The organism is Streptomyces melanosporofaciens (assembly GCF_900105695.1).
Taxonomy (GTDB): domain Bacteria; phylum Actinomycetota; class Actinomycetes; order Streptomycetales; family Streptomycetaceae; genus Streptomyces; species Streptomyces antimycoticus.
In genome coordinates, this window is record NZ_FNST01000001.1 from 433,533 (window position 1) to 449,790 (window position 16,258).

The window sequence follows — 16,258 nt, forward strand, 5'->3', positions numbered from 1 at the left end:
CCATCGCCACGGGCCGGCCTGCGGCAGCACGGCCCGTGGCACAGGAGGTGTCACCCCAGGACGGCCAGGGCGTCGATCTCCACGAGACATCCGGCCGGCAGGCCCACGTACACGGTCGTGCGGGACGGGAGGGAGCCCTGCTCGGTGGCGAGGTACTCGGAGTACAGAGTGTTGAACTCCCGGAAGTGGGCGGTGTCGGTGAGATGCGCCCGCACCATGATCACGTCTGCCCAGCCCGACCCGGCCTCGGTGAGCACCGCGGTGACATTGTCGAGCGCCTGAAGCACTTGGGCGGCCAAGTTGGGATACTGATCGGTCGAGCGGAGATGGGGGGCGCCGGGCGGCAGTCCCAGTTGGCCCGCGGTCTGGAGGATGTCGCCCTTTCGGCTGCCGGGTGAGTACGGGCCTGTCGCGCCCGAGTGGGTGGCGGGGACTATGGCCGTCTTCGTGCGTGGATCGCTCACAGAGATTTCCTTCTTCGGTTCGGCTCTGGTCCGGATCGGGAGACATGTCGTGGGGTATCCCGGCCCGCTGATGGGGCGCGGGACGGCGCGGGGCCGATACAGCCGATACGGGTGGCTGCTTGCCGCGCCGCGTCCTCAGCGCTCCTGGAGGGGGGCCAGCGCGGTGCTGACGCCGTCGAGGATCTCGTCCAGCACCTGCGCCGAGGTGGCGAAGTTGAGCCGCAGATATCCGTCGGACTCCGGGCCGAAGGGTTCCCCGCCGTCGAGGAGGACCTTGCCCTGGCGGAGCACGTACTGGACCGGATCTTCCGTGAGCCGCAGCCGACGGACGTCGAGCCAGGCGAGGTAGGTGGCTTCGGGAAGCCAGTGGCGCAGTGCCGGTACCCGGTCGCGCAGCACGTCGTGGACACGATGGCGGTTGCGGTCCAGGACGGTCAGGAGTTCCTTTTGCCAGGGATCCCCGTGTCGCCAGGCCGCCTGGGTACCGACGACACCGAGGGTGGAGACGGTCCCATACAGGTCCGGTGGCTGGGCGTCGCGGGTGGCCAGCAGCCGGTCGGGGCCGTAGTGGGTGACGGTGCAGCGCAGGCCGGCGAGGTTGAACGCCTTGGTCGCGGAGGTGATGGTCACCGTCCGCGCGGCGGCGTCGGGCGACAGGGACGCGAAGGGGATGTGCCGATGGGGGGCATGGCTCAGCTCGGAGTGAATCTCGTCGCTGATGACCAGCATGTCGTGCCGTCGGGCAATGGCGGCGATCTCCTCGAGCTCGTCCCGGGTCATCACCCGGCCGGTGGGGTTGTGGGGGTTGACCAGCAGGAGGACCTTGCAGCCGTGGCGGGCCACACCGTCGGCCAGCGCGGCGAAGTCCATGTGCCAGCCCTGGTCAGTCTGGATCAAGGGCACCGGAACGGCGGGACGTCGCATCGTTTTCAGCGTGGCCAGGAACGGGGGATAGTTCGGCGTCTGGACGGCGACGGCGTCCCCTGGGGAAGTGGCCAGGTGGAGCAGGAGTTGCAGGCACTGTATGAGGTCCGTTTGTTCGCGGACGCGGGATGGAGCGGCCTCCCAGCCGTAACGGGACGTCATGCGCTCGGCGAAGAGCCGGCGCAGCGGGCTGCCGTCGGGCCAGTCGGGATAGCCCAGATCTCCGTAGGTGACGGCCTCGTGAAGAGCCTCGGCGACGGCCCGCGGCATGGGGTAGTCCATGTCGGCCACCCAGGCGGGCAGCACCGTTTGATCCACGCGGTGCCACTTCACCCCGGGGCGGTTGCGCAGCCAGTCCCGGCCGAGGTCATCGAAGCCCGGGACATGGCGAGGCTCGGCGGCCGGGGCTCCCGGGACAGGGGGCGTATGAGTCATCGCGCCGTTCCGTTCAGGAAGACGTCCCGGGTGATCTGTACCTGCCCGTGGTGCTGGGCGAGTTCCTCCAGCACATGCAGCTGAACGCCGGCACAGCTCAGCGGACGGTCGGGGCCCTCGAAGGAGGCGGGCGGTACGTTGCGGGGCGCCGCCTGTGCGTCGACTCCCCGCAGGTCGTCGCGCAGACGATCGAACAGCGGGTCCACCGTGCTCTTGAGATCGGTGACCGTCCCGACGGCGGTGAACTCCGAGGCCCGGTCCCGGCCCACGGACCTGCCGGCGATGACGTGCCCGATCCAGTAATCGGCCACGCCAGTGCAGTGGTAGGCGACCGCGAACGGGCTGTTCGCCCCGGCCAGCGGGGGCACGGTGTTGGCGAGTTCGTCGCCCAGTTCCTCCAGTGCGCTGATCATGCCGTTGAACGCGCGGCGCAGGAAGTACAGGTACTCGTTCAGTTCCATGGGTTCCTCATGAGGATGCTGGTCAGGGCCATGACGCGATCAGGCCGTGGCGATGGGGCGCGGCCGAGCGAGGGCGTGGGGGAGCCGGGTGTGCGGTGACACGACCCTCGGCGGACGGCTGGTGACGGTCGCAGGCTAATCCGCGGTTGCGTAACCAGTCAACCAGGTGACGATCGTGAGACGCGGCACCTCATGGACCGGTGTCCAGGACCAGGTGTGCGGGTATCCGGCGATGTGGCGGTGACCGAGTTCGTGGAGCTTCAGGCGCCCGGCGAGTCGTGCTAGCCGCCAGCACTCTGACTCGCTGCTCAGAGGTGTACCTGGGTGATCGTTGCGCGTACGGTACGAGACGTTCTGCCGTCCGTCGTACGAACGTGTCGTCCTCACCGTCCTCGATGTGAAGGAGAGTCACCGTATGGGCACTGCTCCCCTGGGTGCCGTCCTCGGGCTTGCATCGGTCGCCGTACTGACGTCTTTGGTTCCAGCGGGCACCACGTACGCGTCGGAGCCCGCCGCCGGACGGGCCCACTGCCCCCGCCTCTCTTCCTCGCTCTCCTGGTACGGCGACAACAGGGAGCAGCTTCAGCGAGTGATCGACGGGCACGGAACATGCGGCAACCCGCACCTGCGTCATGGCAAGCGGCCGGTCGCCGCCTTCGACTGGGACAACACCGTCACCAAGAACGACATCACCGACCTCGCCATCGCCTGGGCTCTCAAGCACGACAAGGTCTTGCGACCGGCCCGCTGGTCCGACACCAGTCCCTGGTTGACCGAGGAAGCCGACCGGACACTGACCGAGGCATGTGGCACGGACGTGCCTGTCGGTGCGGCACTGCCGACTTCCACCGACACCGCCTGCACGGACGAGATTTTCTCCATCCGTAGCGAGGCCACCTTGATGAACGGCCACAATGCATTCGCGGGCGAGTGGAACAGCCGCCGGACCCTTCCCCAATACGCCTGGGTGCCTCAGCTGTTCGCAGGCCACACCGAGGCTGTGGTCACCTCCTATGCGCGGAAGTCCCGGGTCGAGGCACTGGCCGCGCCCATCGGCGCCACCCAGCGGGTCGGCAGCCACACCCTGCACGCCTACGCTCGCTACAACCTGCAGATCAAGGACCTGATCCGGGTCCTGAAGAAGGCGGGCTGCGAGGTGTGGGTGGATTCAGCCGGCAGCACTCCGGTCACCAACGCCTGGGCACCTGGCGTCGGCGCCGACCGCCAACGCACCCTCGCCATCCGCAACCTGGTCGACCGTCAGGGGCGGGTCACCTACACCCAGGAAGGGTGCGGTGGCGAACCCGACAGCAGGGGCAAGGTCATGCCGTACATCGAGGGCAAGCGCTGCTGGCTCAACGAGAAGGTGTTTCGGTGTCACCGGCCCCGCCGCCTGGAAGCAGCAGCCTCCTGAGAAGCGCCTGGTGATCGGCGCGGGTGACGCCGACACCGATGTGACGATGGTCGGCGATGCCACCGGCGCGGGCCTGGTCCTCAACCGGAACAAGAACGAGATCATGTGCCGGGCCTACGACAACGCGGCCGGCAGCTGGCTGATCAACCCCATGTTCATCGATCCGCTGCCGCGCAAGGAAGCCGCCTACCCCTGCTCCACCACCGGATACACCAACCCCGACGGCACGCTGGGCCCTGTGCGGCGACAGGACGGCGGTGTGATCCCGGACAAGGAGGACTCGGTCCACGGAGGCTGAGCTTGTTGTTTAACGTCCAGTCGCTTCCGCTTCTGATGCGAGCGATGCCCGAATGATGTGCAGCCATCGCTGACAGACCGGGACGGTGATCGGTTCGAAGAGCTCGGGAGTCGATATCTCAAGGAGGAACTGTGTCAGCAGGTCTTCGTGCCCGTCTTCGATGTCCACTCCGTCTTCGAAGTGGACCGCGTTCGCCCAGTCGACGAGCTCATCGGAGTGTGCAAGCCCGGTGGCTACCTTTGTCACGGCGGCTGCGGCATGGCTACGGCTGAAGGTGACAGTCCCCTTCGCTTCGCTCTGCCCAACGGTCTGGATGAGATCGGCCAACTCGCCGCGCCAGTGCACGAGATCTGCAACGGGGCCGCTTCGAGTCGTGTCCACGGTGCCATCTTGCTCGGACCATGGTCGTCGTGCAGCGGTGTATCTCTCAGTTCGGAGCCGGCACTACTCGGCGAGGCTGGGTTCCCTTCTTGCTCCCGCGTGAGCATTCACGCCCCCGACCAGGCCGAACTCGTAGCTCACGCCGGCTCTCCACGACACACCCAGGCCCATTCGACACGCCGGGCAACATCACGCAAAAGGACCGAACAAGGTCACCCGAAGGGTGGGGAGATCAACAGAGCAGGTTTGCCCCACGGCTGAGCAGCAGGTGAGGAGATTCAAGGTTCTGTCAGCGATCTCGTGAACGCCAAGGTCAATCGGCTGCATCGCCGGGAATCCCCTGGTCATGGGGGATGTGTACTTATCGGCTGAGAACGTGTTCTTCCCTGGGACTGCCGGTGTGAGGGTGGAGCGTGTGGAGGAGCTCGTGGACGGGAGGATGGTCCAGCTGTCCAGCACATGCTTGTCGAGATCGTGTCCGGATTGCGGTGTCTCATCCCGTCGGGTCCACAGCCGCTATGGTCGGCACCTGGATGACCGCCCCGTTGCCGGCAGGCCGGTGCTGCTCCGGCTGACCGTACGCCGGTTCTTCTGCGATACCGGAAACTGCCCGCGCAGGACGTTCGTTGAGCAGATCGACGGTGTGAGCGAGCCCTATCAGCGGGCCAGCTTCAGCCTGCGAACCGAGCTGCGCTCCATCGCGGCCGAACTGGGCGGACGGCCTGGAGCTCGATTGTGCCGGAAACTCTCAGTTCCAGCAGGTCGGATGCGGCTTCTTGGGCACCTGCCCGCTCCGGCCGTGCCGGACCGGGCCCCACGCGTGCTTGGCGTGGACGAGTTCGCCTTCCGCCGCGGCCGCCGCTTCGGAACGATCCTCGTCGACATCGAAACCCGCCAGCTCGTCGACGTCCTGCCAAACCGGAGGTCCGAGACGGTGGCCGCGTGGCTTCGCGGCCATCCCGGTGCCGAGGTCGTGTGCCGTGACCGGGCCAGCGCCTACTCCCGCGCCGTCAGGGAGGCCGCCCCTGACGCCACTGAGGTAGCTGACCGCTGGCACCTGCTGCGCAACCTGTCACTCGCCGTCGAACGGGTCTGCCATGAGCACCGTGGCTGCCTGCGTAAATACGCTGAACACCAGCAGCAGGCCCAGCCACAGCAGCCCACCTTGGAACTCCTGCCGACCACGCTTATCGTGGACCGGATCCGGTGCCGACATGAGGTGATCAACCGCATGGTCGAGACCGGCTTTCCGGTCAGCGAGATCGCTCGCCGTCTCGGCCTCGACCGCAAGACCGTCCGCCGCTACCGTGACACCGACTTCGACGTTCTGCTCGCCTCAGCCCGCGACCGCAGGAACGTGCCCCTCGACCGGTTCAAACCCTACCTGCAGGCCCAGTTCGCCGCTGGCCACACCAGCGCCAAAGAGTTGTACGACCAGATCTGCGAACGTGGCTTCTCCGGCGGCTACTCGACACTCTCCCGCTACGTGCGAACCCTGCGCGACGGCACCGCCGTTCCAGCCCCGGCACCGGTCCCGAGCCCCCGCACCATCTGCGGATGGATCATGCGACCGCGCGAGAAGCTATCGCCTCGTCAAGCCTCTGAGCTGGAACGCGTCCGTCTGGCCTGCCCGGACACCACTGAAGCGTGCGACCTCGCCCGCGCCTTCAGCGACTTGGTCCGAAACCGGCGCGGCCACCTCCTCACTGAGTGGATCCGGCAGGCCGAACGATGCGGCCAGCCGTCGATCCGATCCTTCGCCAGCTTCCTCCGCCAGGACCTCGACGCCGTCACCGCCGGGCTCACCCTCGCCCACAGCTCCGGCGTGGTCGAGGGCCATGTCTGCAGAGTCAAGCTCCTCAAGAGGAGCATGTACGGCCGGGCATCCTTCGAGCTTCTGCGAGCCCGCATCCTCACACCGCGTTGATCAGGTTGTGCGTGAGGTGGTGCAGGCGCAGTCCGCTGGCCTGGTCGAACGCCGGGCCTTCCAAGGGCAGCTTGCGCGTGGCGCGGTAGGCGGTGAAGCGTTCGCCTGGTGGTTCGTCCAGGAGAGAGGCCATCGGCGTGACAGCCTTCGTCACCGAAGTGGCGAACAGGGTGAAGGATGCCTTGGTGAGGGCGCGGAGCGGTTGTGGCAGGTCGCCGGGCATGCCGGTCGACACCACGCCCGGGTTGTAGCCGACATAGCGAATCGGGGTGTCGGCATGCAGGGCGGCGAAGGCCACGCCGAGCAGGTCGTTGGCACGGAAGGACTGCAGCGTGGCCTTGAAGCCGCTATAGCGGCGCGCCAGTTGCAGATCGTCCCAGTGGATCCGGCCCAAGGGGACACCGGGAGTTGCCACGTTCATAATGACCGGCTGTGGCGCGGACTCCAGCACCTTGCGCAGGCCGTGACTGAGGACGTAGCGACTCAGGTAGGCGAGGGCGAAACTGTGCTCGAAACCCTCGCGGGTAACAGTGCGCGAGCCGAAGAGCCGGTACCGCTGGGCGCACAGAACGAGTTTGTCCACTGAGGAACAGGTGCCCTCGATCCTGGCAACCAGGTCCCTGGCCGCCGCGACCGACGTCAGATCGGCTTGCAGGAAGACCGCGCGGCCAACGGCCGAGACCGTCGCCGCCTGGGCCAGAAGGGCCTCGCCCTTGGCGGGCGTGCTGCCCACGGCGATTACGCGCGCTCCTTGGCGCAGGTAGTGCAGTGCGAGCCCCTTTCCAAGCCCGTCGGTTCCTCCGGTGATGACCACGGTCTGCATCCCTGGCTCTCCTTCCCTCCGAGCTGTGCGACGACGGGCGGTGCGGCACCCCGACCAACTATCCGGATATCTGCTATCCGGTTCTGTCAGGACCGTAGCATGAAGCGGATATGATGTATCCAGTTACGGATCGATCACGTCGTTGGAAGGGCAGTTCATGGGCAGGCAGAGGGGGGAAGAGGAACCTGCTGCGGCAGGGGCACGTCCGCTGAGGCGGGATGCCGAACTCAATCGCCAACGCATCCTCCAAGCCGGGCGCGAAGTCTTCGCCGCACGCGGACTGCAGGCGACGCTCAACGACGTCGCGCACCACGCCGGGCTCGGAGTGGGCACCGTCTACCGGAAATACCCCGACAAGCAGGCGCTCGCGGAGGCCGTCTTCACCGAAGAGCTCGACGAGATCGCGGCAATGGCACAAAAGGCCCGGGCCGAGGGCGACGCCTTCACCGCTCTTGCCGGCTTCCTTGAGGGAGCCCTGGGGCGGGCCGCGCATAACCGCGGGCTGCGCGAGTTGATGCGTCACGGCGCCGTCGAGGGCACCGGCCTCGCCCGAGCGCGGCGGGAGATCACATCGCACTGCGAGGCCCTCGTGGCACGGGCCCGCACTCAAGGTGCGCTGCGCGATGGGGTCACCGAGACCGACATCGCACCGATCGCCGCAATGATCGACGCCATCATGGCCCTGCCCGGGGAACGTCCCGAGCTCTGGCGACGCTATCTGGCGATCATTCTCGACGGGCTTCGCACCCAGCCGCGCCAGACACCGCTGCCCAGTCCTAGCAGCCTCGGCTGATTTCGGCGTTCACCAGATCGCTGACAGAACCAGATTCAAATAGCCCCATCAACCGCGCTGCCCATCCTGCTGGGACTACGAAGAGGCGCAGGGGCACCCGCCGGGGGAGCGCACACTGTGGTGCCGGCTGGGACGTCTTGGTGGGGCCGCTGAACAACGTCGAAGCCAGGTGAGGTGATCGAGCCTGGTGCTGACGGCGGCCGCGCGTGAGTCGCCGATGTCCGTCAGGACCGCAAGGGCCCGCCGCAGACGGGACTGCGCCGCGGTAGGCCGCAAGCCTCAAGCGTTAGGCGTACGTAGGCGCAGTGCTGCCACAAGGCCCAGCGTGCCCGATCGTGGTACGCACCGCCGACCACCGGCACAATCAAGATTCGCCCCAGGTTCTCCCACACCCGTTCCAGCACGCTGCCACCACAGCAACCGGACCCACACGAAAGCAGGCACACATGCGCAAGACACGCACCGCCCTCACCGTCCTCGCCCTCTCGGCCGCTGCGCTGACAGGCATGACCACCGGCGCCGCCGCCACCGACAGCTTCTCAACCAGCCGTGCGGCCGCGGCTCCGTGCACCGTGCCCGACGCGTTCTGCGCCACCAGCGGCAGCGGCGACCAGCTCGTCCTGCACTGCGGCGAGTCCGCATTGGTGCCTTGGAGCGGCGTCGGATACTGGGACAACCGCCTTCCCGGAGGCGGCATAGTCAAGATGTTCGACTACTACGGCTCCGTGAACCATGTCGCGCCCGCCGACTCCGGTCCCACCGAGATCAACTGGAGTCTCGTCTGGGGGCTGCGCGCCTACTGCTGACACCTGCTCGACGCCCGGCGCGTGCGAGAGCACTGTGAAGTCAGCAGGAGCTGCGTCAGAACCCTGCGACATGGGCCGAAGGCGGCGCCGGAGCCTTCGAAACGCAGGGCGCCGCCTCACGGTGCGAGCCCGGTGGCTTCGACGTTGTTCAGCGGCCCCACCAAGACGTCCCAGCCGGCACCACAATGTGAAGTGACGGCTTGAAACGGCCTCATTCCGGCCTGGCTTTGACCAGGCGGTGGTCACCAGGAGGAGCCACTTGAAGCCGTCACGGATCTTCACGAATCGGGGCCAGCTCTAGCCGTCCGGGCGAGGCCCAATGACGACGTCAGAGCCACCCAGATCGGCGTAACGGCCGAGGCGCTGGTGCTCTCGCGTGGTACGGACCCGGAGATCATCCGCGAGGACGCGCCGGGCATCATCACCCGCGGGGTCCAGGACAAACCGGTGGAGATCTATGCCAAGGGCGCGGCGGTCGGCATGCCGGTCATGCTCACCCCGAGCGCGCACTTCGTGGCGAAGGTTTTGTGATGCCGGTGCCTCGACTGAAAGCCGCCGTGTACGTGCAGGACCCGGTCCACACGGGAGGAGCTGATCCTCCTGCCTGGAGAAGAGCCCGAACCGCGCCTCGCCGCGCTGGTGATCAATCCCGATGCGTGGGAGGCTCCGGTCGAGGGATGCGGGTCACAGCCGATCGCGGTCGGCGAGCCGGGCCCGACCGCAGAGAAGACGGTCGACCCGGAGCCGGAGGGCGCCGGCGGAGGCAGTTGGAAGAAGTCGCCGCCACGCCGCTCGCGATCCGCTTCGCGTCTCCGTGACCTACGGCCCGCCACCCGAAGCACCTCGGCGGCGGGCCGCTCTGATACAAGAGGAAGGCGCGCTGGTGGATGAGTTCCAGCGGTCGTGGCTGCTGGCGCAGCTCAGACCGGACTCAGACCCGGCCGATCTGGAGCGCCGGTTCTTCCGGCTGCGGTCTGCTCGTGCGGTGGCACTGGAAGTGCTGGGGGAGCGGCGAGCGAAAGTGCTTGCCGACCCGCTGAAGGTCACCGTCGATGGCGTCGTGACCATGGACCTGCGAGAGAACTCACGCGGCATTGAGCTGCAGATCGAAGCCGTATGTCAGACCCTGGCCCCCGACGACCCCGAGGATGAGGGCGAGGAAGGGAACGCTCTGGCGACGTCGGTCATCGTGCCGTCACTCCTCTACCGATAGGAGTGGCAGCCTGCAGATGGCTTAGCCAGGCTGGGGGCGGGAGGCCCATTCTCGCTCAAGCATCGCGTGCACGACGGAGTCGCGCCACTGTCCGCCCTTTTGGATGTGCTCTCGGATGATGCCCTCTTCGACCATGCCCACGCCCGTCATAGTCTTCGCCGAAGCCTTGTTGAGCGGAGAGCGCGCTCCCCAGACACGGTGAAGATGCAGGTCCTCGAATGCGAGGCCGAGCAACAGACGTACGGTCTCCACACCGTAGCCAACGCCCCAGACATCCGGGTGCAGCGCGAAGCCAATTGTGGCCGCGCGCTGCTGGTGCGGATCTGTGGCCAAGCGGCCGAACCCGATCAAGTGGTTGCTGTCGCGCTCGATGACGGCAACCGCGTACTCAGTGCGTGGCGTCGCTGTGGCCGAGGTGATGGAGTGGGCCACGATGTGGCCCACCTCTTCGAGGGTCCGCGGCTCGAATGACAGATGCTCTGTGGCCTCGTGGTTGCCGTAAATCGCGAACACCGCCTCCGTATCCTCGAGGGTGAGTTCACGGAGATTCAGGCGCTGGTTTGAGCGACTAACCGGGTACATGCGGGGGACTTTACTCGCGAGGCCCTACCCCGGCAGAGCCGGGCGCCGGGGCGGAAAGATCTCGATCTCTTCCTGAAGTTGGCGGGCTGCGATGGCGGTGCGAGCGGGCCCGCTCATGAGCGCCTGACGGACGCGCTGGGCCGAGACGATGATGCCATTGTTCCGGTGCGAGTACGGCAGGTCCAGGACGGGTCGGAGGGCCGCTGCAGCGCCTTCCACATCTTCGCTGTGGAGACGGACTAGGGCAAGATCGCACTGTGTTCCAGCCAGATCACCGAAGGCCCAGAACGGTGCTTCCGGGTCGCTGAACGCCCGTACAGCGTCTTCCGCTTGGGCCGCCAGATGCGCACCGCCGTGACCGAGCAGAGCCTCAGCCTCCACGCTGTAGTAGAGCTGTTTCTCTCGCGAGTAGGTGAGTAGACCGCCGAGTTCATCGAGGTCGTCCAGGACGACGCGGTCGCGACGCTCGGTGGACAGCTGATTCGCTGAGCGCACGGTGCCCTCGTCTCCCAGGACGGCCGCCGCCCGCGCCTCAAGGCCTAGGAGCCACAGACCGACAGTGCCCTTGAGATTTGCCGCGATGTGCCCACCCTGCCGGGCGTAGTGCAGAGCGTCCGTGGGCTTGTCAGCCCAGAACGCGATGAGAGACTTGAGCCCTTCGACCAGCGCACTCAGCCCATCATGCTCCGCATCCCTGGCATGGGACGCGGCGACCCGGGCCATCGTGCTCGCGTGGTCGCGCTGTTCCATGTCGTTGAAGCCCTTGGCTACGAGGAAGGCAAGCACGCCAGCGTTGAAGTGGAGTTCTCGGAGCTGTGATGGCCGAACCCTGCCGCTCTCCAGCGTGCGGAAGACCTGCTCCTGTGTCTCCAGCAGATCGGTCCAGATCTCGGACAGGGGCTCCCGTGGGTATGCGCCGACGAGTCGAACAAGGTCGTCGTTGAGCAAGCCCAATGTGTCGTCGCCCACCCTGTCGCGGTCCGCTCCTAGAAGAAACTGTTTCGCGCGCTGAACAGCCATCGCGCCCGTCCTTTTCATGTGATCCAGGTCCATGCCGAGATTGGCATGGGGTGCAGTCGGTGACGTGCTGGACAGGGGGCGAAAGTCCGGAACGGTTCCCGCAGGAACCTCGGTCCACAGATCGGCGATGCTGTATCCGAGCATTTCCACGATGACCCTTCGGAAGGTCTTCTGCGGACGTCGTCCGTTGTAGAACCACGCCTCGAACGTTGATCGGGATGGATCTACGTTCTCAGCGCCTAACTGAGCAGCTGCCTTCCTATACGGCGGCAGGAAGTCGTCCAGGGTACGAATGTCCTGCTCTTCGAGGATGTACCGGAAGAACGTGCGCATGGTGCCTCCCATCCCGTCCGCCTCAGCGCGTCACTGCGACGACGATAGAACGCCATCCCCCAGTAACTTGCCCCTACGGGCGATGCATAGACGAGCTGCACACAGTTCGAGGAAGAGACGAGGGAAGACGTCAACTTCGGGCTGAGAAACGAGGGAGGAACGAGGGTAGAGCCGTGCAGCCGTGATTGGAACGCTCGTACAGCCCTTGCAGAGAGTGCTTGAGCGAGCACAATCATGGACTTCAGGAGTTCCCTCGTGTACGAGCAGCCAGCGGCGGTCTTCGAGTCCCCGAACCTGGGTGCCGCCTTGGTCCCATGTGGCACCCAGTGGAACGGTCTGCTGGCGACCTTTCCCAGTCCGGAGCAGGCGGCCCAACCGACCTGCCTGGGTCAGGGGCGGGGACTCCAAACCCGCATCGCTGAGGTGCCGCCGCCCTGTCTGCGTCGCAGATCTGTCGGTGCCGTTCACTCGGTGCTGCGCAACCCCCAGAGGACGTGATGAAGACGACTTCCGTCCGGCCGTTCGGAGCCGCACACTGCACTGTGGCAGCGGGGGAACCCGCCGCGCTCTCCCACGTCCTTGACCGCGATGGCATGCGGATGAGTTTTCCGATCAGTCCCCGACGCGGCCATGACCACATCCCCGTAGAGGATGCGCGGCGGGTACCGGCGATGCGTCACCTGGCCAAGGCAGGCCTGGATAACTGCGGCCTCGCCGATATGGCCGACGATGTGGAACTTGTCGTCTCTGAGCTGATCACCAATGCCATCCGGCACAGCCACGGCACGCAGATCACCATGACCCTTCGCCTCGTCTCCAAGGTTCTACGGATTACCGTGCGCGACGACACCTGCCGTCGGCCGCGGATCCAGCGTCCGGGTGATGAGGCCGAGAACGGGCGCGGTCTATTCCTCGTTCGGCAGATCGCCGAACAACACCGGGGCTCCTGGGGGATCAGCCCCGACGGCACTATCACCTGGTGTGCCCTTCCCATCCGGAGGCGCTGATGCCTACACCGGCGATCACCCTGCTCCCGAAGCAGAGAAGGCCCCTTGACGTTGCACAATGGACACCTCCATTGGACGTGGACGCTCTGGAGCGCATCCTGGCCGCATTCCGGAACTGGGACCCACTCGACTGGGACGCGATCCTCGAAGACCTGGCCGATGTCTTGGGCCAGGAGGCGCCTGAACACGAAGAGCTTGTCGGCCTCGCTGATCGCCTTCATAGCACCCTCATACGACTCCTCAGCATCGCTTCGGCCGGCCACGCGGATGAGAAGGATCAGGAAGCGGTTGTGCTGATCGAGCGGGCCCGCACCTTGGATACCGAAGACTTCCCGGACGACCGCTGGAAGGCCCTTGGCTACGTTCGCCGGCTGGGGTGGACCATCAACGAGCTGATGGAACGCCTTTCCCGGACCGGGCACATCGATGCCGTCTCCTGATCGCGTCAACTGGACCACCACCATGTCTGGTGGGGGCTGGCCGCCGCCCCTGCTCCAACTGCCGGGAAGGGAGGGGCGGCGGCAAGGCGTGACGCAGACCCTCTACTTACCTTTCACTCCCTCGTCGGCGATTTCTTCCCGTTTTCCCCCGCGGAGTCTCGAGGCCGCCGAAGAGGAGCTTTACGCGGAGAGCACCATCCGAAAGGACTGAACCATGCGTCGGGACCAGCACCTTTCCTCCGGCGGCGGGCTGCTGCCCGGCTGCTCCAGTGTTGTCCTTCGGCGTTCACGGCCGCGTCAGTATTTCGCGGGCAAGGTGCGTGTGCCGTACATCGCTCCATGGACAGGAGAAAATGCGCCCCCGGCCCTGATCACGACGCGACACGGCCGCGGCGGCATGGGCATCGGTTACGCGGACGAATACGGCATCGCCGACCGCCGGCGGGGCGCACTGTGGATCCGGGTGCCGGTCAAGCCCGGGGCTGGCGCGCCACTGCTCGATCGTGTGCACGCCTTGCGCCAGCGGCAGGCGATGAATCACATGCTGTGCCAGTTCTGTGGCCGCCCCGCTGATGACCGACGTGGGCGGCATCTGTTCCTGTTGGACGCGATATCCGGCAGGCCGATCACAGATGGAGGGAGGACTGCCACGCCGCCTGTATGCGATGGCTGTGCCCTTGAGGTACGGGGCCGTCCTTCCGTGCGGAGGAAGTTTGTAGCGGTGTTGGTGGAGGACACCACGCTCTGGGGTGTGGCCGGGATTGTGTACTCGCCCGCGACCCTCAGGCCGGTGCCCGGCGAGCACGACGAGCGACTCACGCTCGTGGCGTACGGCGACCCGCGACTTCGTTGGACACTCGCCTGCCGCGAAGTCGTCACGCTCCACGGCTGCACGGCCGTGGACCTTGAAGACCTGACCGGGCAGACCGCCGCCTGAGCCGTCCATCCCCCGTTCCATCGCACCAATACGCACGAAACAAGAAAGGATCATGGTGGTCAGCCAACCGCCACGCCGTCTGAAGCTCTCTGCTCGTGAGCGGGAAGCCCTCCAGCTCATAGCGAGCGGAATGACTCCGGCAGAAGCGGCCACGGAAATGGGGGTGTGTACAGCTAGGGTGACCGACTGTTTGAGATATGCCTCGGCCAAGCTCCGCTCACCCGAACGGCCGGGTGCCGTGCACCGGGCTTACATGCTCGGGGAGATCTCCCCTCCCGAGTCAATCGACGGTGCGGACATCGTGCTCAGCGCCGGACAGTACGACGTTCTCCGCGGCTTGGCGGGTGGCCAGGAGCTGGGGTGGATTGCTGCGAATATCGGGGTCCGCGCGGACGTCGTACGCAGAGTAGTGCGTGAGCTGATGACACTGCTCGGCGCCCAAACAGAGGCACATCTCATCGACCGTGGTTGGGGGTTCGGTCTTCTCGGGCCGACACGGGATGACGCAACCAGCTCCTCGATTGTCAGGGACCGCGGGTGAATCTCCTGACGGGACCAGTCCGGGCAATTGCTTGTCGGCAAGTCGAGACCGCGCGACGCCGGGCCCATTCTACGTGCTCCGTCTGGCGATCCTGTTAAGGGAGGTGATGACGATTACTGCTCCGAGTGTGCTGCCGAGCAGCGTCGGCGTACTGAATAAGATTTCCGCGATTCTCTCTGTGCTGGAAAAGGGGCCGGCGTGTCTGCCGGCGGTGGTTTCAGAGACCGGTCTGAAGCGTCCCACAGTGCATCGGCTCGTTCTCGCTATGCAGGAGCTGGGCCTGGTCCAAGCCGACCAGCAGGGTCAGTTCATGGTCGGTCCCAGGCTGACCCGCCTGGCAATGGCGGCGCAGCACGCGATGGCGGATCGTGACCTGCGGCGGGAGCTCAGTGCACTGCGGGCCACAACTGGCGCAAGTGTGCGTCTTCATCAGCGGTACGGCGATCAGCGGATCTGCGTCGCCGAGGCCCTACGACTCAAGTCAACTAGCGGTGAGGGCAATTCAGCCAGGGCAATAGCGAATGCAGACCCTGTCTCGTGTGTCTTCCTGGCATGGCGGCGCTTCAGCCGGGACCACGGGGCCCGGGACGATGCCCTTGCTTGCTCCCGCATACGGCACCGCGGCTGGGTACAGGGCGCCGACGAGGACGGCCTGGTTCTGGCGGTGGCGGTGTGCGGCCGCGATGGGGAGCTGGCGGCCGTCCTGTCGCTGTCCAGCCACTCCCAGAGAACACGCCGCGGAGGCTCGTACGACTGTGAGGTGATCAAGGGCGCGGTGGAGGCCGCCGCCCGCATCGGCGCCCGCCTCTCTGCACAGGGGGCAACCAGTCCAGTCAAGGAGCTGGAGGACCGCGTCCGGCGAGTCGGACCAGGGTCTGCCGGATAGGCCCCGCTCGGGGCATCGGTCGACACCGGTCCCGGCGCCCCGAGCGGACACAATCTCCCGGCGCGAAACCGCGGCACCGCGCCCCGTACCGGGCTCACGAAGTCCCTACGAAAGGTGTGGGATGAAGACCTCATACGTCGTTCTCGCCGCCGCGTTCGGCATTGCGCATCTTGTGCAGTCCGAGAGGCAGAACCGGCAGCGGCTCGCCCTGCATGCCGAGGAGATACACCAGGAGCTGATCACCGAGGCGCTGTCCAACCCCGCGCTTCGGGTGATTTGGACAGCCCCGGGCAAGCTGCCCGACGAGGAATACACGAAGATCCTGCACTGCAACCGACTGATCTCATTCCTGTCGGCCAAGTTCCGGGCAGGGCTGCTCGACACAGCCTCCTTGCGGGTCCAGGCGCGATGGGTGATGGCACGCCAAGCAGGCCGGACCTACTGGGCGATGCTCGGCGGCTTCCGTGAGGAGGAGGCGGTGGACCGCGTCGACCGCGCCTTCAACACGATCATGGCCGACGAGCACGCGGCCATGGTGGCCGTTGACGCGATGGCCACTTGACCGAACGCCCT

17 protein-coding genes and 1 pseudogene are annotated in these 16,258 nt (G+C 66.3%); 11 read left to right on the forward strand and 7 right to left on the reverse strand.

The window, feature by feature from the left end; all coding sequences use genetic code 11:
• Positions 1-50: 50 nt before the first annotated feature.
• The 3 genes from BLV72_RS02200 to BLV72_RS02210 all read right to left on the reverse strand — a co-directional run bounded on the left by BLV72_RS02200 (position 51) and on the right by BLV72_RS02210 (position 2,284).
• Complete coding sequence (locus BLV72_RS02200; protein ID WP_208905471.1) at positions 51-464, reverse strand: RidA family protein; 414 nt, start codon at positions 462-464, stop codon at positions 51-53.
• A 135-nt stretch (positions 465-599) separates the two neighbouring features.
• Entirely contained in the window at positions 600-1,823 is a 1,224-nt protein-coding gene (locus BLV72_RS02205) for a MalY/PatB family protein (protein ID WP_093459879.1), read from the reverse strand.
• Positions 1,820-2,284: a DinB family protein gene (locus BLV72_RS02210; RefSeq protein WP_093459881.1), complete on the reverse strand. Its 465-nt coding sequence runs from the start codon at positions 2,282-2,284 to the stop codon at positions 1,820-1,822. Before BLV72_RS02210 ends, BLV72_RS02205 begins: the two co-directional genes overlap by 4 nt.
• A gap of 415 nt (positions 2,285-2,699) precedes the next feature.
• On the opposite strand from BLV72_RS02210, the pseudogene BLV72_RS02215 reads away from it, so the two are divergent.
• A pseudogene (locus BLV72_RS02215) lies at positions 2,700-3,996 on the forward strand (HAD family hydrolase).
• 9 nt (positions 3,997-4,005) lie between these two features.
• Here the strand turns inward: BLV72_RS02215 and BLV72_RS02220 are convergent.
• Positions 4,006-4,377, reverse strand: coding sequence for a hypothetical protein (locus BLV72_RS02220; protein ID WP_143059721.1), 372 nt, complete (start codon positions 4,375-4,377; stop codon positions 4,006-4,008).
• A 439-nt stretch (positions 4,378-4,816) separates the two neighbouring features.
• Here BLV72_RS02220 and BLV72_RS02225 point away from each other — a divergent pair, with 439 nt between their 5' ends.
• Entirely contained in the window at positions 4,817-6,304 is a 1,488-nt protein-coding gene (locus BLV72_RS02225; protein ID WP_244320596.1) for an ISL3 family transposase, read from the forward strand.
• Here the strand turns inward: BLV72_RS02225 and BLV72_RS02230 are convergent.
• Positions 6,291-7,127, reverse strand: coding sequence for an SDR family NAD(P)-dependent oxidoreductase (locus BLV72_RS02230; protein ID WP_093459887.1), 837 nt, complete (start codon positions 7,125-7,127; stop codon positions 6,291-6,293). The two genes, BLV72_RS02225 and BLV72_RS02230, sit on opposite strands and share 14 nt — an antisense overlap.
• Positions 7,128-7,269: 142 nt before the next feature.
• Between BLV72_RS02230 and BLV72_RS02235 the strand changes: the two genes are divergently transcribed.
• The 4 genes from BLV72_RS02235 (at position 7,270) to BLV72_RS02250 (ending at position 9,939) form a co-directional block, all read left to right on the forward strand.
• Positions 7,270-7,920, forward strand: a complete 651-nt coding sequence (locus BLV72_RS02235; RefSeq protein ID WP_244320570.1) for a TetR/AcrR family transcriptional regulator — start codon at positions 7,270-7,272, stop codon at positions 7,918-7,920.
• Between the two features lie 446 nt (positions 7,921-8,366).
• A complete protein-coding gene (locus BLV72_RS02240) occupies positions 8,367-8,726 on the forward strand; it encodes a hypothetical protein (RefSeq protein WP_093459888.1) in 360 nt (119 codons plus the stop codon).
• Between the two features lie 366 nt (positions 8,727-9,092).
• Complete coding sequence (locus BLV72_RS02245) at positions 9,093-9,257, forward strand: hypothetical protein (protein WP_208905473.1); 165 nt, start codon at positions 9,093-9,095, stop codon at positions 9,255-9,257.
• A 352-nt stretch (positions 9,258-9,609) separates the two neighbouring features.
• Entirely contained in the window at positions 9,610-9,939 is a 330-nt protein-coding gene (locus BLV72_RS02250) for a hypothetical protein (protein WP_093459890.1), read from the forward strand.
• Positions 9,940-9,960: 21 nt separating this feature from the next.
• Here BLV72_RS02250 and BLV72_RS02255 read toward each other — a convergent pair whose 3' ends face one another.
• Together BLV72_RS02255 and BLV72_RS02260 are read right to left on the reverse strand one after the other, a co-directional pair.
• On the reverse strand, positions 9,961-10,521 hold the full coding sequence (locus tag BLV72_RS02255) for a GNAT family N-acetyltransferase (protein ID WP_093459892.1): 561 nt from the start codon (positions 10,519-10,521) through the stop codon (positions 9,961-9,963).
• Between the two features lie 24 nt (positions 10,522-10,545).
• Positions 10,546-11,874, reverse strand: coding sequence for a hypothetical protein (locus BLV72_RS02260; RefSeq protein WP_244320571.1), 1,329 nt, complete (start codon positions 11,872-11,874; stop codon positions 10,546-10,548).
• Positions 11,875-12,371: 497 nt separating this feature from the next.
• Here BLV72_RS02260 and BLV72_RS02265 point away from each other — a divergent pair, with 497 nt between their 5' ends.
• The 5 genes from BLV72_RS02265 (at position 12,372) to BLV72_RS02285 (ending at position 16,247) form a co-directional block, all read left to right on the forward strand.
• Positions 12,372-12,881 (forward strand): ATP-binding protein, encoded by a 510-nt coding sequence (locus BLV72_RS02265; RefSeq protein WP_244320572.1) that lies wholly within the window; start codon positions 12,372-12,374, stop codon positions 12,879-12,881.
• 77 nt (positions 12,882-12,958) lie between these two features.
• Positions 12,959-13,321, forward strand: a complete 363-nt coding sequence (locus tag BLV72_RS02270; RefSeq protein WP_143059722.1) for a DUF6415 family natural product biosynthesis protein — start codon at positions 12,959-12,961, stop codon at positions 13,319-13,321.
• A gap of 214 nt (positions 13,322-13,535) precedes the next feature.
• Complete coding sequence (locus tag BLV72_RS47130; protein WP_143059723.1) at positions 13,536-14,258, forward strand: hypothetical protein; 723 nt, start codon at positions 13,536-13,538, stop codon at positions 14,256-14,258.
• Positions 14,259-14,905: 647 nt separating this feature from the next.
• Positions 14,906-15,685, forward strand: a complete 780-nt coding sequence (locus tag BLV72_RS02280; protein ID WP_167746254.1) for a helix-turn-helix domain-containing protein — start codon at positions 14,906-14,908, stop codon at positions 15,683-15,685.
• Between the two features lie 121 nt (positions 15,686-15,806).
• On the forward strand, positions 15,807-16,247 hold the full coding sequence (locus BLV72_RS02285) for a DUF6082 family protein (protein ID WP_093459898.1): 441 nt from the start codon (positions 15,807-15,809) through the stop codon (positions 16,245-16,247).
• Positions 16,248-16,258 lie beyond the last annotated feature (11 nt).

Coding starts and splice junctions, on each gene's coding strand:
- BLV72_RS02280 (WP_167746254.1), top strand. CDS start 14,906: ATGACGATTACTGCTCCGAGTGTGCTGCCGAGCAGCGTCGGCGTACTG.
- BLV72_RS02205 (WP_093459879.1), bottom strand. CDS start 1,823: ATGACTCATACGCCCCCTGTCCCGGGAGCCCCGGCCGCCGAGCCTCGC.
- BLV72_RS02285 (WP_093459898.1), top strand. CDS start 15,807: ATGAAGACCTCATACGTCGTTCTCGCCGCCGCGTTCGGCATTGCGCAT.
- BLV72_RS02240 (WP_093459888.1), top strand. CDS start 8,367: ATGCGCAAGACACGCACCGCCCTCACCGTCCTCGCCCTCTCGGCCGCT.
- BLV72_RS02265 (WP_244320572.1), top strand. CDS start 12,372: ATGAAGACGACTTCCGTCCGGCCGTTCGGAGCCGCACACTGCACTGTG.
- BLV72_RS02255 (WP_093459892.1), bottom strand. CDS start 10,521: ATGTACCCGGTTAGTCGCTCAAACCAGCGCCTGAATCTCCGTGAACTC.
- BLV72_RS47130 (WP_143059723.1), top strand. CDS start 13,536: ATGCGTCGGGACCAGCACCTTTCCTCCGGCGGCGGGCTGCTGCCCGGC.
- BLV72_RS02225 (WP_244320596.1), top strand. CDS start 4,817: ATGGTCCAGCTGTCCAGCACATGCTTGTCGAGATCGTGTCCGGATTGC.
- BLV72_RS02210 (WP_093459881.1), bottom strand. CDS start 2,284: ATGGAACTGAACGAGTACCTGTACTTCCTGCGCCGCGCGTTCAACGGC.
- BLV72_RS02230 (WP_093459887.1), bottom strand. CDS start 7,127: ATGCAGACCGTGGTCATCACCGGAGGAACCGACGGGCTTGGAAAGGGG.
- BLV72_RS02260 (WP_244320571.1), bottom strand. CDS start 11,874: ATGCGCACGTTCTTCCGGTACATCCTCGAAGAGCAGGACATTCGTACC.